General features: G+C 45.0%; 16 protein-coding genes. 11 read left to right on the plus strand and 5 right to left on the minus strand.

Going from position 1 to position 14,551, the window contains the following annotated elements; translation table 11 throughout:
- The first annotated feature begins 53 nt into the window (after positions 1–53).
- From mdh to mtnA, 7 genes are all read left to right on the plus strand, one after another.
- Positions 54–995, plus strand: a complete 942-nt coding sequence (gene mdh / locus KKA81_01080; protein ID MBU2649501.1) for a malate dehydrogenase — start codon at positions 54–56, stop codon at positions 993–995.
- A gap of 200 nt (positions 996–1,195) precedes the next feature.
- Positions 1,196–1,891 (plus strand): NAD-dependent deacylase, encoded by a 696-nt coding sequence (locus tag KKA81_01085; protein MBU2649502.1) that lies wholly within the window; start codon positions 1,196–1,198, stop codon positions 1,889–1,891.
- Positions 1,888–2,361: a RecX family transcriptional regulator gene (locus tag KKA81_01090; protein MBU2649503.1), complete on the plus strand. Its 474-nt coding sequence runs from the start codon at positions 1,888–1,890 to the stop codon at positions 2,359–2,361. Before KKA81_01085 ends, KKA81_01090 begins: the two co-directional genes overlap by 4 nt.
- A 40-nt stretch (positions 2,362–2,401) precedes the next feature.
- Positions 2,402–3,491, plus strand: a protein-coding gene (gene prfB / locus KKA81_01095; GenBank protein ID MBU2649504.1) for a peptide chain release factor 2 whose coding sequence is annotated in 2 segments (ribosomal slippage) — positions 2,402–2,464 and positions 2,466–3,491 — 1,089 coding nt in all. Because the reading frame shifts where the segments join, the coding sequence is not laid out codon by codon here.
- A 26-nt stretch (positions 3,492–3,517) separates the two neighbouring features.
- Entirely contained in the window at positions 3,518–4,912 is a 1,395-nt protein-coding gene (gene fumC, locus KKA81_01100) for a class II fumarate hydratase (GenBank protein MBU2649505.1), read from the plus strand.
- Positions 4,913–4,960: 48 nt separating this feature from the next.
- Positions 4,961–6,148 carry an amidohydrolase gene (locus tag KKA81_01105; protein MBU2649506.1) on the plus strand — a complete coding sequence of 396 codons (1,188 nt, stop codon included), beginning with the start codon at positions 4,961–4,963 and terminating at the stop codon, positions 6,146–6,148.
- A 2-nt stretch (positions 6,149–6,150) separates the two neighbouring features.
- Complete coding sequence (gene mtnA / locus KKA81_01110; GenBank protein ID MBU2649507.1) at positions 6,151–7,188, plus strand: S-methyl-5-thioribose-1-phosphate isomerase; 1,038 nt, start codon at positions 6,151–6,153, stop codon at positions 7,186–7,188.
- A 150-nt stretch (positions 7,189–7,338) separates the two neighbouring features.
- Here mtnA and KKA81_01115 read toward each other — a convergent pair whose 3' ends face one another.
- Positions 7,339–7,737 carry a hypothetical protein gene (locus KKA81_01115; protein ID MBU2649508.1) on the minus strand — a complete coding sequence of 133 codons (399 nt, stop codon included), beginning with the start codon at positions 7,735–7,737 and terminating at the stop codon, positions 7,339–7,341.
- Positions 7,738–7,746: 9 nt separating this feature from the next.
- Positions 7,747–8,526, minus strand: coding sequence for a radical SAM protein (locus KKA81_01120; GenBank protein ID MBU2649509.1), 780 nt, complete (start codon positions 8,524–8,526; stop codon positions 7,747–7,749).
- Between the two features lie 232 nt (positions 8,527–8,758).
- Between KKA81_01120 and KKA81_01125 the strand changes: the two genes are divergently transcribed.
- Positions 8,759–9,733 carry a polyprenyl synthetase family protein gene (locus tag KKA81_01125; GenBank protein ID MBU2649510.1) on the plus strand — a complete coding sequence of 325 codons (975 nt, stop codon included), beginning with the start codon at positions 8,759–8,761 and terminating at the stop codon, positions 9,731–9,733.
- Here the strand turns inward: KKA81_01125 and KKA81_01130 are convergent, their stop codons facing one another.
- The 3 genes from KKA81_01130 to KKA81_01140 all read right to left on the minus strand — a co-directional run bounded on the left by KKA81_01130 (position 9,734) and on the right by KKA81_01140 (position 11,767).
- Positions 9,734–10,777: a sensor histidine kinase gene (locus KKA81_01130; GenBank protein MBU2649511.1), complete on the minus strand. Its 1,044-nt coding sequence runs from the start codon at positions 10,775–10,777 to the stop codon at positions 9,734–9,736.
- A gap of 1 nt (position 10,778) precedes the next feature.
- Positions 10,779–11,465 (minus strand): response regulator transcription factor, encoded by a 687-nt coding sequence (locus KKA81_01135; GenBank protein MBU2649512.1) that lies wholly within the window; start codon positions 11,463–11,465, stop codon positions 10,779–10,781.
- Positions 11,466–11,614: 149 nt separating this feature from the next.
- The gene (locus KKA81_01140; GenBank protein ID MBU2649513.1) at positions 11,615–11,767 is read right to left on the minus strand and encodes a hypothetical protein; all 153 of its coding nucleotides are present in this window, start codon (positions 11,765–11,767) and stop codon (positions 11,615–11,617) included.
- A 597-nt stretch (positions 11,768–12,364) separates the two neighbouring features.
- Between KKA81_01140 and KKA81_01145 the strand changes: the two genes are divergently transcribed.
- From KKA81_01145 to KKA81_01155, 3 genes are all read left to right on the plus strand, one after another.
- A complete protein-coding gene (locus tag KKA81_01145) occupies positions 12,365–12,727 on the plus strand; it encodes an endonuclease domain-containing protein (protein MBU2649514.1) in 363 nt (120 codons plus the stop codon).
- A 510-nt stretch (positions 12,728–13,237) separates the two neighbouring features.
- A complete protein-coding gene (locus KKA81_01150) occupies positions 13,238–13,831 on the plus strand; it encodes a CAP domain-containing protein (GenBank protein ID MBU2649515.1) in 594 nt (197 codons plus the stop codon).
- 41 nt (positions 13,832–13,872) lie between these two features.
- Positions 13,873–14,508 (plus strand): PorT family protein, encoded by a 636-nt coding sequence (locus tag KKA81_01155; GenBank protein ID MBU2649516.1) that lies wholly within the window; start codon positions 13,873–13,875, stop codon positions 14,506–14,508.
- The last annotated feature ends 43 nt before the right edge of the window (positions 14,509–14,551 follow it).

The raw sequence follows: 14,551 nt of genomic DNA on the forward strand, positions 1-14,551 counted from the left end.
CTGATGTGTCTTATATTTGTATTACGGCAGAAAACAATTTAAATCAAAGTATTATGGAAAAAATTACGGTGGTAGGAGCAGGAAATGTTGGCGCAACCTGCGCTAATGTTATTGCTCATAAAGATCTTGCACGGGAGGTGGTTCTGGTTGACATCAAGGAAGGTGTTGCCGAAGGCAAGGCTCTTGATATATGGCAAACCTCGCAGATCAATAACTTTAACACAAGAGTTACCGGGTCAACCAACAACTATTTGCGTACCAAGGGCTCAGGGATTATCGTCATTACCTCAGGAATGCCCAGGAAACCTGGAATGTCGAGAGATGATCTGATCAAAACCAATGCAGAGATTGTCAAGGATGTTGTGGAAAAATCCATAAAATATTCTCCGGATGCCATCCTGATCATAGTCTCCAATCCTTTGGATGTTATGACCTATGTGGCCTACAAAGCAGCCAACAAACACTACCGTAAGGTATTCGGTATGGCAGGCATCCTGGATATCGGCCGTTATACAGCTTTTATTGCAGAAGCTCTCAATGTATCTCCAAAGGATATTCATGGTTTGCTGATGGGCGGACACGGTGATTCCATGGTTCCCCTGAGGCGTTTCACTTCGGTACAGGGTATTCCCATCACCGAGCTGCTTAACAAAGATGAAATTGACAAGATCATCGAACGTACCAAGAAGGGAGGAGGTGAACTCGTCAGCCTTATGGGAACCTCTGCCTGGTATGCACCCGGCGCTGCCGCCGCCATGATGGTGGAAGCCATCGTAGATGACCAGAAGAGGATCTTCCCGGTGAGCGCTTACCTGAATGGAGAATATGGGCTTAAAGACCTTTACCTGGGAGTACCCGTAAAGCTTGGTAAAAATGGTATCGAAGAAGTGATAGAACTGAAACTGGATGAACGTGAAATGAAAATGGTTCAGGAATCGGCTGCCCAGGTTCAGGAAACGTTAAAAGTGCTGGAATCGTTGAAGATATTCACATAAAATTCTGCTTTTTATCATGCGACGCGCAAATCCTTACCGGGATTTGCGCGTTTTTTTTTAATTCCCGTTGCGCTTTGTGATTTTCATTTGTATTTTTATATCCATAAGTTTATTGTTCATAAAAACTTTGATTTTAGGTTACTTCGTTTTTCGCATACGCGGGAAAAGCTGTTTGACTTTTGAAATTCATATCCTTGCGCATGAAAAAGATCGTGGTTCTTTCCGGCGCCGGTGTAAGCGCTGAATCCGGCCTGAAAACCTTCCGTGATAACGACGGCTTGTGGAATAATTACAGGATTGAGGAGGTTGCTACCCCGGAAGCCTGGGAAGATGATATGGAACTCGTCCTCGATTTCTATAACCAGCGAAGGAAGCAACTGTATGAGGTTGAGCCTAACCCCGCCCATTTTGCCCTTGCCAGGCTGGAAGAAAAATTCGATGTGGATGTTATTACCCAGAATGTGGATGACCTTCATGAACGGGCCGGCTCTAAGAAAGTTCTGCACTTACATGGCGAACTGAAAAAGGTTAGGAGCACCCGCGATCCTAAACTAGTATATGTATTGGATGGATGGGAGCTGAAAAATGGAGATACCTGCGAACTGGGAAGTCAACTCAGGCCGCACATCGTATGGTTCGGAGAAATGGTGCCAAATATGCTTCCTGCCTCTGAAATCGCTTCCCTGGCTGAGATTTTTATCGTTGTGGGTACTTCATTGCAGGTTTATCCGGCAGCAGGACTGTTGCGCTATGTCAGACCGGAAGCGGAGAAATACCTCATCGATCCCAATGCACATGATTTTTCCTATATCCCTAATCTGAAATTTATCAGGGATAAAGCCGGAGTCGCTGTGCCCATCCTGGTTGATAATCTCATGAAAACCCTTGATAAATGAAACAAAGCAATGAGATCCATCCGGATTTTATCCTGGAAAAAGCCCGTAATTTTTGCAGTTACCAGGAACGATGCCTTTCCGATGTTAAAAACAAACTAAAGGAATGGATGGTGAAAGACAACGTGGCCGAGAAAATTATCGATACCTTACGTAAAGATGGCTTCCTGGATGACCAGCGTTATGCTTGTGTATTTTCAGGAAGTAAATTCAGGATGAATAAATGGGGAAAAAATCGAATTATTTATGAATTGCAAAAAAAGGAAATCCCAGACTTATATATTCAAATTGGTTTGCAGGAAATCGACGAGGAAGAGTATATCACGGTACTGAAACAGCTGATAACAAAGAAAAGCTTTGAGATAAAAGACAACGACCCATACCGGTTCCGTAAGCGCCTTGCCAGTTATGCCATCTCCAAAGGATTTGAACCACCCTTAGTTTGGAATATCCTCAAAGAAACCGAAGGATAATTTTATTAAATTTGATGCCGAATCAAATTAATTACCCACAATGGTTACAACAGAAGAAATCAAAGATCTCGGCAAACGGCTCGAGGCCTTAAGGAGGTATCTTTGACATCGACAGAAGGTTGAAGGAAATACAGGAGGAAGAACAGCTATCCCATTCCCCCGATTTTTGGAACGATCCCAAGAAGGCTGAACAGGTTATGAAAAAAATCCAGGAAAAGAAGACCTGGACGGAAGCGTTCGCCAACGCGGCAGAAAGTCTGGAAGACCTGAAGGTTATCATGGACTTTTTTGAAGAGGATCAGGCCGTGGAGGCAGATCTGGATAAGCAATACAAACTTGCCCGTATCAGGGTGGAAGATCTGGAATTCAGGAATATGCTGAGCAAGGAGGAAGACAGGATGGGGGCTATTCTTGAGATCAATGCCGGAGCAGGAGGCACGGAAAGTCAGGACTGGGCGGAGATGCTCATGCGTATGTATTACCGATGGGGGGAACTCAACGATTATAAGGTTAAGGAAATTGATATCCACGAAGGTGAGGTGGCTGGAATAAAGAAAGTATCCCTGGAATTTGAGGGTGATTATGCCTTCGGATATCTGAAAGGTGAAAACGGGGTCCACCGTCTGGTGAGGTTATCCCCCTTTGATGCTGCCAATAAAAGGCATACTTCCTTTGCCTCGGTTTATGTCTATCCGGTCGTGGACGATGATATAAGCGTTGTGATCAATGCTTCCGATATTACCTGGGATACCTTTCGCTCCAGTGGCCCCGGCGGACAAAATGTGAACAAGGTGGAGACGGCCGTCAGGCTCAGACACGAACCAACAGGGATCATTATCGAATGCCAGGAAACCCGCTCTCAGGCACAAAACCGTGAAAAAGCACTTCGCATGCTCAAATCACAATTGTATGAGATAGAACTCCGTAAGAAAAAGGAAGCCCAGGCAGAGATAGAAGGAAACAAGAAACGTATTGAATGGGGTTCGCAGATCCGTTCGTATGTGATGCATCCTTATAAAATGGTGAAAGACTTACGGACACAACATGAAACATCTAACGTGCAGGCTGTGATGGACGGGGATATCAACTCCTTCCTGAAAGCCTACCTGATGGAATTCGGCAACAGTTAAAACCATCAATATTTAACCAAAATCACATGGAAACAAGAAAAGAAAAAGACACGATGGGTATCGTGGAAGTTCCCGCCGAAAAATACTGGGGAGCGCAGACACAACGTTCAAAGATGAACTTCAAAATTGGCCCGGAAGGCTCTATGCCTGTTGAAATAATCCGGGCATTTGCTATCCTGAAGAAGGCGGCCGCACTCACAAACCAGGAATTAGGTGTTTTACCCGCTGAAAAGGCAAAGATTATTGCCGAAGTATGCGATGAGATCCTCGAGGGTAAACTCGATGATCATTTTCCTCTGGTTATATGGCAGACCGGCTCAGGTACCCAAAGCAACATGAATGTGAACGAAGTAATTGCTAACCGTGCCCATGTAAAACTGGGAGGCAAACTGGAGGAAGGCCCTAAACCTATCCACCCCAACGATGATGTGAACAAGGCGCAATCGTCGAACGATACTTTCCCGACAGCCATGCATATTGCCGCCTATGCGATGATCGTAGAAACGACCATCCCGGGCGTGGAAATGCTTCGCAATACCCTTGCTGAAAAGGCCAAAGCTTTCATGGACATCGTGAAGATCGGCCGTACACACCTGATGGATGCTACTCCGCTAACCCTCGGACAGGAGTTTTCCGGTTATGTTTCTCAATTGGATCACGGTTTGAAAGCACTCCGCAACACCTTGCCACACCTCCTGGAACTTGCGCTTGGCGGTACTGCCGTAGGTACGGGTATCAATGCTCCCAAAGGATATGATAAACTTGTCGCCGCTAAAATAGCCCAGCTTACCGGCTATCCTTTTGTGACCGCTGACAACAAGTTTGAAGCCCTTTCGGCACATGACGCCATGGTAGAGACTTCCGGAGCCTTGAAAACGCTTGCCGTAAGCCTTTTGCACATTGCAAGCAATATCCGGCTCTCGGCCTCCGGCCCCAGATGCGGCATTGGTGAAATCAACCTGCCTGCCAACGAACCCGGATCATCCATCATGCCCGGTAAGGTCAATCCTACCCAACCCGAAGCATTAACCATGGTTTGTGCCCAGGTGATCGGTAACGATGCTGCCATCACCGTTGCCGGCACACACGGACATTTCCAGTTGAATGTGTTCAAACCTGTGATGATCTATAATCTCCTGCAGTCGGCCAGGCTCCTTGGCGACGCCTGCGTCTCTTTCAACGAAAACTGTGCTGTGGGCATAGAACCCAATGTAAAGAATATCAAAACAAACCTCGATAATTCACTCATGCTTGTTACGGCGCTCAATACCCATATTGGCTACGAAAATGCCGCCAAAATTGCCAAGAAAGCGCATGAAGAGGGGATAACCCTCCGGGAAAGCGCTCTTGGGCTGGGCCTGGTTAGTGCTGAACAATATGATGAATGGATCGATCCCACCAAGATGATTTCACCCAAATAAGGAAATGGTCATCGCAATGGGACAGGTTTTAAAACCGGGAGGATAATTATGCTTCAGGAAATCAGGCGTTTGACGGATGTTTTCTTTAATGAACTGATTGAGATACGCAGGCACCTGCATGCCCATCCTGAGTTGTCGAAACAGGAATTCAGGACGGCTGAATATATTGCCGGTTTGTTGAAACAGTGGGGGATTGAGTATCAGGATGGGATAGCAGGAACGGGTGTTGTTGGTCTGATCAGGGGCAAGGAACCCCATTCACGCAATATTGCGCTCCGGGCCGACATGGATGCCCTGCCCATACGGGAGAAAAATGATTTACCTTATAAATCACTGAATCCCGGGGTTATGCATGCATGCGGGCATGATGTCCATATGACCTGTTTGCTTGGCACAGCAAGAATTTTGCAGGAAATCCGGCATTCCTTTACAGGGAGCGTACGGCTTATCTTTCAACCAACGGAAGAATCGTACCCGGGTGGTGCCAAACCGATGATAGAGGCCGGTGTTTTGAAAAACCCCGATTCGGCACTAATCCTCGGACAGCATGTTTATCCTGAACTGGAAGCCGGCAAGATCGGCCTGAAAGCCGGGAAATACATGGCTTCCACCGATGAGATCTTCCTGACGGTCAAGGGCAGGGGAGGACATGCCGCAGTGCCTGACAGACTCATCGACCCGGTGCTGATCGCTGCCCATATTGTGGTCGCCCTCCAGCAAATTGTCAGCCGCAATGCTTCTCCGGTCATACCTACTGTGCTTTCTTTCGGCAGGATACATTCCGAAGGAAGAACCAATATCGTTCCGGATGAGGTTAAGATAGAAGGCATCATGCGTACCTTCAACGAGGAGTGGAGGGAGGAGATTAAACAACGTATCCGCCACATGGCTTCCACAATGGCTGAAGCCATGGGCGGTTCATGCGATGTATTTATTGACCCCGGTTACCCTTTCCTGGTAAATGATGAAACCCTTACGCAAAAGGTAAAAGAAAGAGCGGTGGAGTATCTGGGGAAAGATAATGTGGCCGATCTTGAAATGCGCATGACGGCCGAAGACTTCGCTTACTTTGCCAGGGAGATCCCGGGATGCTTTTACCGTTTGGGCATAAGGAACGAGTCGCAGGGAATTGTATCGAACCTGCATTCGGCTACCTTTAACGTGGATGAGGAAAGCATCAGGACCGGGACAGGTTTGATGGCCTGGCTTGCATTTTCTGAATTGATGAATCCATAACTATGAAAGTAAACGGAATAGATTACCGGACCGTCTGGATGGAAGGTTCACGGGTGTTCATGGTTCAGCAGAACCTTTTACCGTTTGAGTTTTCCATACATATTTGCCAGGATTATGAGTCGACCTGCCATGCCATACGTACCATGATAGTCAGGGGAGCCGGCGCTATAGGTGCGGCGGCAGGTTTTGCCATGGCCCAGGCTTTCATGCAGAACAGCAGGGAGCGATCGGCCGATTTCCTGGCAAAGGCCAAAACCGATATTGAGGCTACACGGCCTACAGCCAGGAATTTGTTTTATGCTGTCGACAGGGTCTTCAATGCAGGATTGCAGTCGGTGGAGCATGCCATCATCGAAGCACAGCAGATTGCCGATGAGGATGCCGAAAGCTCCCTTGCCATAGGTAGTTTCGGAAATGAACTGATCAGGGATGGATATGCCATAGAGACCCATTGCAATGCAGGATGGCTGGCCTTTGTGGATTACGGGACAGCGCTTTCCCCGGTTTATCATGCCCATGAAACAGGTAAGGAGATCTTTGTCTATGTCGACGAAACCCGTCCCAGAAGCCAGGGAGCAAGACTGACGGCCTGGGAGCTCAACAATGCCGGCATTCCTCATGTCATTGTTCCCGACAATGCCGGTGCCCACCTCATGTCGCTCGGAAAGATCGATATGATGATCGTTGGCGCTGACCGTATAGCATTGAACGGAGATGTTGCCAACAAGATCGGTACCCTTGAGAAAGCGATTGCGGCAAGATATTTCGGCATCCCTTTCTATGTAGCCGCTCCTTTATCCACCATGGACCCCGAGTGCGCTTCCGGAGAAGACATTTTCCTGGAAGAACGCAGCCAGGATGAGGTCACTTACCAGACAGGCCCGGATGAATCCGGCCACCTGCGGACAGTGCAGGTCTGTTCTCCGGGTTCCGAAGCCATCAATCCCGCTTTCGACATCACTCCCGCCTCTCTCATCACCGGTATTATTACCGAAAAAGGGGTGATCAACGCTGATGAGTTTGCTGGGAAAGAAGAGTAAAATTCTGTATTGTCAATTCTGTATTCTGTATTTGCAATAGGATTTGCAATTTGCAATTTGATATTTTCAATGCATTGTAAATAGTAAATTCTCAATTGTATATCCTATTGCAAATACAGAATACAGAATACAGAATTATCAAGCCTGGCTTTAAAAACGCATTTTATGATAATCGTACGTTTGGTCGTTGCGGAACTGAATAACCTTGTAGGCAAGACGTATGAAGATTTCGAGGTTGTTGTTTCTTAGCCAGGATATGGCTTCCGGTTTTTCCCTGCAGGCATCGGCAAAGACAATCAGGAAGCTGTAATTATGATCGTTCAGCCAGCGTATGGCTTTGGGGTTATTGTCGATGGCGGCATCCAGTGCACCATAATGAGGGTAGCCGTGTTTCATGAGCCAGTTGAAAGCGTCTTCACTACCTCTTATGGCGCTGCTCAGGGCGGCCAGCTCAGGATACCCATTTTTTAATAACCAGTGATAAATTTCCGTATTTCCACTGATGGTCTCCCCAAATGCAATTAATATTTTGGCAGGGTAATCAAGCATATGACAAAATTATCCAAAAACTTTAGTCCTGAATCCTGCAAGTTCAACCTTATCCGCAATTTCATTGAGCTCCCTGAAACTGAGCTTACGGATGTTTTCCGCCGGTGTTTCCCGGTCTATGGCATAGATCATCACGTATTCCGGGTTGATTTCGCGAAGGTGTTCAATCCATTTCCCGATCTCCTCCTGACCGGTATTGCTTACCTTTTGCCCGTTGATGGTTCCTTCCATGAACAATGTTTGAATGATCAGCTTGCCTTCGAATTTTTTCAGGCTGTCAACGACATCCCTGATCGTGAGATTCCCTTTGGGCTGGTTTATCTTTCTGAAAGTCTCATCGGTGCCGGCATCCAGTTTCAGAATGTTCTGGTCGGCCTTACGCAGGGCCATAAAGATCTTTTCTTTATGCACCTGGCTTGCGTTGGATAAAACGGTTATCCTGGCATCAGGAAAGTATTTGTCCCTTAATGTGATCACCATATCCATGATATCCGGGAACTCCGGATGCAAAGTGGGTTCGCCGTTTCCTGCAAAAGTGATGGCATCGGGAAGGATGCCCTGGTCAGCCAGATCCTTCATCTTTGCTTCAAGTTTTTCACGGAGTTCACCGGTGGAAGGAAGCGGGAACTTATTGCCATCGCCCGACTTTGTCCAGCCACATTCGCAATACACGCAGTTGAAAGTACAGAATTTATAATCCGTTGGCAAGAGGTTAATACCCAGCGAAACTCCGAGACGCCGGCTGTTCACCGGCCCAAATACCATATCCGAGAAAAGAAATCCAGCCATAGCGGTTCAATTAAGTGTAAAAGAATGATTTGTGCTGTAAAGATAAAAAATTTGTGTGTATCGGGAATTATAAAATCGGTTTCAGGTTTCAGGTTACAGGTTACAGGATTACTTGTAGTTGAATTGAAACTTTGTAAACCTATATTGTTTTCTCCAGGAATAAACCATTTATTCAAAACATTGTTAATGCAATAACAGGAAAATGTCTAATTTTGGTTTTTTGTGTTGAGGAATGGGTAAACTTGATGAAATAAGGGCACCGATCAAAGATCACATCCAGGGATTTGAAAAGTATTTCAGGTCTTCAATGAAGAGTTCCGTTCCTCTTTTGGATAAGGTGATGCAATACATTCTGAAGCGCAAGGGCAAGCAGATGCGCCCGATGTTTGTCTTTCTTTCGGCTTCGGTCTGCGGGGGTATCAACGATTCTACCTATCGGGCAGCAGCCCTGATTGAACTGCTGCATACAGCTACCCTGGTGCACGATGATGTGGTGGACGATTCAAACGAAAGGCGGGGTTTTTTTTCCATCAATGCCCTTTGGAAGAATAAAATTGCGGTTCTGGTCGGGGATTACCTGTTATCCAGGGGTTTATTGCTGTCGGTCAACCATAACGACCATGAATTGCTGAAGATAGTCTCTGATGCAGTAAGGGAGATGAGCGAAGGGGAGTTGCTGCAGATCGAAAAAGCACGCCGCCTGGATATCAAGGAAGACATATATTTTGAGATCATCCGTAAGAAGACGGCCTCTCTGATTGCAAGTTGTTGTGCCTGTGGCGCACAATCATCGGGGGTGCCTGCGGAAACGGTTGAAAAGATGAGATCATTCGGTGAAAAGGTAGGCATCGCTTTTCAGATCAAAGACGATCTGTTCGATTACGAAAAATCGAACGAAACAGGCAAACCCCGGGGTATAGATATCAAGGAAAAGAAACTCACCCTTCCTTTAATTTATTTGCTGAACCATTCCGACAAAGGCACACGGAGGGGTATCATCCGTAATATAAAAAGGTACAGCGATAACGGGCAGAAAGTGTCGGAGATCATTTCCCGGGTTAACGGCAATGGAGGTATTGAATATGCCCGGAGTAAGATGATTGAATACCGCCAGGAAGCATTAAACATCCTGGATTCATTTCCTGAAAGTATTTACAGGCAATCGATGCATGACCTTGTGATATATACTACCGAAAGAAACAAATGATCAGGCTTTTTTCAGAGTAAATCCGAATGTTGTTCCGATTCCCAGGCTGCTTCTAACATTGATGGCTTCGTTATGGGCTTCAATGATGTGTTTGACAATGGCAAGACCCAGCCCCGTGCCTCCTTGTTCCCGCGACCTTCCTTTGTCGGTGCGGTAAAAACGTTCAAAAATCCGGGGTATGTTTTCTTTATCGATTCCTATCCCATTGTCCGTCACCTCCACCAAAACATGTTCATCCATATCAAAAAAACTGATTACCGTTTTCCCGTCGTGATCCCGGCCGTATTTGATGGAATTATCGATCAGGTTGATCAATACCTGCCGTATGCGTTTTTTGTCGGCCGAAATAAAAATGGGCTTTTCATAATTCCGGTCGAGTTTGATTTTGATATCCCTCTTTTTCGCTTTAATTTCCAGAAATTCAATTATTTCCCGTGTAAGGGCCACTATATTGAATTTGCTTACTTCCAGCTTTAATTCACCGCTTTCCAGTTGGGAGATGGCCTCAAGATCTTCAACAATGGCAATCATCCTGTTGATGCTCTTCTCCGTTCTCAGCAGGTATTCTTTATTGATCCTGGGATCATCCAACCCACCGTCGAGCAGGGTAAGCACATAACCCTGGATATTGAAAATGGGCGTTTTCAGTTCATGGGAGATATTTCCCAGGAATTCTCTCCGGTAATTGGCAAGCTGTTTGAGTTGCATGATCTCCTTGCGTTGCTGTTCACCCCATTCTATGACTTCCTGGTTGACATTATCAATGGATTTTCTGGCAATCCTGATCTTACCTTTTCCTGATTCGACAACTTTAAGATTATGTATAGATTTATAAATGATCTTGATCTTGTCGTAGATAAATTTATCGGCAGTATATCGGATGAGAAAATACAGGAAAATAAAAAGAGCTGCATCGATGATAATAAGTATCAGGAAGTTGAAACCTCCGAATGAAAAACCAAGAATAGAGTAGATTAAACTGAAAAACAGCACAGTTAATGCTGCATTGGTAGAGGCAAGGCTCTTCGGGTCTTCAAATTTCATATCAGGTTTCGAATTTATACCCTACACCCTTAACGGTCTTGATATTGCTGATGTCCAACTTTTCCCTGATTTTCCTGACGTGAACATCAATGGTCCGGTCACCCACGATCACATTGTTTCCCCAAACCCTTGAAAAGATCTCTTCCCTTGAAAACACTTTGTTCGGTTTTGATGTCAGCAGCAACAACAATTCAAATTCCTTCTTTGGCAATGAAATCTCCTTTCCATCTTTGATTACGATGAACCTTTCCTTATCGATGGTGAATTCCTTAAGTTGTACCTGCTCTTCTACCTGTTCCTCTTCTTCCTTGTATCTTCGGAGTAAGGCTTTGATGCGGCTGGTCAGCACTTTTGGTTTGATGGGTTTTGTGACATAGTCATCAGCGCCGGCATCGAATCCTGCGATTTGTGAATAATCTTCCCCCCGGGCGGTAAGAAAAATAACGATGGTGTTGCCAAGTTTATCTAACCTTTTTATTTCCTGGCAGGTCTCTATGCCGTCCATTTCTGGCATCATTACGTCCAATATGATCAGATGGGGCTGGACTTCCTTTGCCAGTCGTATGGCCTCCCTGCCGTTGGATGCCGTATGAATTTCGTATCCTTCCTTTTTCAGGTTATACCCAAGAAATTCAAGAACATCGGGTTCGTCATCGACAAGAAGGAGTTTATACTCTTTTTTACTCATAATGGGAAAGCATTAATTACCTTTCAGGACAATGTATTTGTCCACAGTAAATTAACAAATTATCTTTCTTATTTCAAAAAGAAAATTGTCAATTACCGGCAAAGGTATTGATTTTTCCCTGAGATGAGATGGCCAGAACCGGGATATGCTCAGTTTTTACTCAGTTCCAGCAAGTGAAAATAAAGATCGTCAAGTTCTTTTAGCTGTTTAGATTCTGGTTCCAGGTTCTCCTCGATGATTCGCTGGGCCGTTTTATTTCTCCTTCCGGGTAGATCCGGCCTGTTTCTTTTTTCTTTTTGCATATTGGGCTTTTGATTATTTCGCGATAAAAGTAATGCGGAAGTTGCTGTTTTGCTTTATGGGATTGTAAAGGAATTGTTAAGTTTTGGGGGGATTAAAAGTTCTCACCCCCCGTCCCTCTCCCTGCTGGCAGGGAGCATTATCAAAAGTACCCACCCCCCGCCCCCCTCCCTGCCAGCAGGGAGGGGGGGCGTTCTAATTGAATTTATTATAGAATTTTTCAGGATAATTTTATCGAACTGGCAAATTGGGTAACGACCTTAGAAGGTTTTATTAAAGAAATTTTCCCGGAACAAGCAGAAATATGGAAAATCCTTTTACACATTCTTTCTTGAGAATCAAAATTTATTAACCATAAAACCTGGACGTAATACTTTAAATAATAGCCCCTAAGCGTAAATAGCGCGTCCCCCCTCCTCTCGCCTGAGGCGAGACAGGGGGTGGGTCAGGGGGTGGGTACTAAAACTATTCACACAGGGAGGGGGTCAGGGGGTGGGTACTGAAAATGCAATCTTTCAAATTAAATTTTTTAGTAATACCCTGGGATATTTTACGATTTCAGGAACTAATTGGTATAGACATTATTCAATTTAATAATTATGAAATACCCTGAAATTAAGAAAATTGCAAGGGAGTTACGACGTAATCCGACTCCCGCTGAGAAGCTTTTATGGTTTTATTTGAAAAACAGGAAGCTGCAAGGTCGTAAATTTTTAAGGCAACACCCCATCATTTATGAAAATGTAGAAAATGAACTGTTTTTTTTTATTCCTGATTTTTACTGTAGTGAAGAAAGGCTTGCAATAGAGCTGGATGGTCCGGTCCATGATTATCAAAAGGATCGGGATAAAAAGCGTGATTTAATTCTTGGGACAAAGAATATCCGTGTCCTTCGTATAAGAAATGAAGAGTTGATGGATATTGATGCTGTTTTATTAAAGATTTGCAATGCTTTTAAATAGTTGCTAGTTACATACACATTTAGACAGTACCCCCCGAGGGCTACTTTTGTGGCAGGGCGTTTTATTAAAAAGTACCCCCCCTCCGTCCCTCCCGCATACCGAGGGACAGGCTATCCCTGCTGGCAGGGAGCATTATCAAAAGTACCCACCCCCCGTCCCCCTCCCTGCTGGCAGGGAGGGGGGGCGTTCTAATTGAATTTATTATAGAATTTTTCAGGATAATTTTATCGAACTGGCAAATTGGGTAACGACCTTCGAAGGTTTTATTAAAGAAATTTTCCCGGAACAAGCAGAAATATGGAAATCCTTTTTGCACATCCTTTCTTGCAAATTAAGAGTTATTGACCATAAAACCTGACGTAATTTTTTAAATAATAGTCCCTAAACCTAAATAGCGCGTTCCCCCTCCTCTCGCCTGAGGCGAGACAGGGAGGGGGCCAGGGGGTGGGTACCCCCTCCCCCCCCTTCACACCAAAAATTCCCAAATCCCGTTATAGGAAAAACTTTTTTATGATCCTGGCATTTTCGAATTGGCTGATACTTTGCTTCCTGGTTATTTCTCCCGGACCTTCATACTCGACTTTTGATCCTGTATCGGTTTGCCTATCACAGGAAGAGTATGAATTATATAACAATATCAATCGCTACAGGAATTCAAAGGGATTACCTTCCCTGCAGCTTTCCGCTTCGCTTACCTATGTGGCTCAGATTCACGCACGGGATCTTCAGGATCATTATGGCCATGGTAAAAGATGCAACCTGCACAGCTGGTCAAACCACGGTCCATGGAAACCCTGTTGCTATACCGATGATCATAAAAAGGCAGCATGCATGTGGTACAAGCCCAATGAACTGACAGGTTTCGAGGGGATTGGTTATGAAATGGTTTTTTATAGCACTTATCCCGGTGATGTTTCCAATATGGCCCAGGGAGCTCTGAACGGCTGGAAAAACAGTTCCAAACACAATGAAATGATCATTCACAAAGGAATGTGGAAGCAGATTTCCTGGAAAACAATCGGAATTGGCATTGTTGAAAACTATGCCGTGGTGTGGTTCAGCGATACCCCTGATCCCCGACCTATCCCTCTTTTATGTGAGTGAATACCGGATGGGAATACTTTTTTATCTTTACCAAAAAAAACATGCGCAGATTACTACTCCTTATCTTAACTGTTATCGCCATTAATGCTGCAAGATCACAGGAATTCAGCGGCGGGGCTTTCTTTGGTATCGTGGGCAGTGAAGTGGATGGCGATACTCTTGGTGGGCTGAATAAAGTTGGCATGGCCGGTGGTTTTTTTACTAACCTTCAGTTTGCCGATAAAATGTATGTTCAGATGGAACTGTCTTATATCCAGAAAGGAAGCCAGAAGAATGCCGATTATGATAAAAGTGATTTTGGTTCCTTCAAGATCAAGACAGATTATATCGAAATCCCTGTTTTATTCCAGTTTATGCCTTTTGATTGGGCCAAACTCGAGATCGGCCCTTCCATCTCATTCCTGGTTGTAGGCAAAGAATACATTGACGGTTATGAAAATACCCCTGCCGTTGATTTCCGGCCGGTTACCTATAATGCCATTGTTGGAGCCAACGTGAATCCTTTACCCAACCTTGCTTTCAATATTCGTTTTAATACTTCCATTAATACCATACGCGAAGGAGGATTGCAAAGCGGTTACGTCAAACGTTTTCCTTTCTTTGAATGGGGCCAGTATCACAATTGCCTCATCATATCCCTGCAGTACCGTTTCCTGAAACTGGGCAGGAAATTGTAATTCCTGAATAATTTAGAAACGGTAAAAATTTAACATTTCCATA

This window comes from Bacteroidota bacterium, from assembly GCA_018831055.1.
In the GTDB taxonomy this organism is placed as follows: Bacteria; Bacteroidota; Bacteroidia; order Bacteroidales; family B18-G4; genus M55B132.

Bases quoted from the DNA above. Each gene is read 5' to 3' on its own strand.
- mdh (MBU2649501.1), top strand. From the start codon at position 54: ATGGAAAAAATTACGGTGGTAGGAGCAGGAAATGTTGGCGCAACCTGC.
- KKA81_01085 (MBU2649502.1), top strand. From the start codon at position 1,196: ATGAAAAAGATCGTGGTTCTTTCCGGCGCCGGTGTAAGCGCTGAATCC.
- KKA81_01090 (MBU2649503.1), top strand. From the start codon at position 1,888: ATGAAACAAAGCAATGAGATCCATCCGGATTTTATCCTGGAAAAAGCC.
- fumC (MBU2649505.1), top strand. From the start codon at position 3,518: ATGGAAACAAGAAAAGAAAAAGACACGATGGGTATCGTGGAAGTTCCC.
- KKA81_01105 (MBU2649506.1), top strand. From the start codon at position 4,961: ATGCTTCAGGAAATCAGGCGTTTGACGGATGTTTTCTTTAATGAACTG.
- mtnA (MBU2649507.1), top strand. From the start codon at position 6,151: ATGAAAGTAAACGGAATAGATTACCGGACCGTCTGGATGGAAGGTTCA.
- KKA81_01115 (MBU2649508.1), bottom strand. From the start codon at position 7,737: ATGCTTGATTACCCTGCCAAAATATTAATTGCATTTGGGGAGACCATC.
- KKA81_01120 (MBU2649509.1), bottom strand. From the start codon at position 8,526: ATGGCTGGATTTCTTTTCTCGGATATGGTATTTGGGCCGGTGAACAGC.
- KKA81_01125 (MBU2649510.1), top strand. From the start codon at position 8,759: ATGGGTAAACTTGATGAAATAAGGGCACCGATCAAAGATCACATCCAG.
- KKA81_01130 (MBU2649511.1), bottom strand. From the start codon at position 10,777: ATGAAATTTGAAGACCCGAAGAGCCTTGCCTCTACCAATGCAGCATTA.
- KKA81_01135 (MBU2649512.1), bottom strand. From the start codon at position 11,465: ATGAGTAAAAAAGAGTATAAACTCCTTCTTGTCGATGACGAACCCGAT.
- KKA81_01140 (MBU2649513.1), bottom strand. From the start codon at position 11,767: ATGCAAAAAGAAAAAAGAAACAGGCCGGATCTACCCGGAAGGAGAAAT.
- KKA81_01145 (MBU2649514.1), top strand. From the start codon at position 12,365: ATGAAATACCCTGAAATTAAGAAAATTGCAAGGGAGTTACGACGTAAT.
- KKA81_01150 (MBU2649515.1), top strand. From the start codon at position 13,238: ATGATCCTGGCATTTTCGAATTGGCTGATACTTTGCTTCCTGGTTATT.
- KKA81_01155 (MBU2649516.1), top strand. From the start codon at position 13,873: ATGCGCAGATTACTACTCCTTATCTTAACTGTTATCGCCATTAATGCT.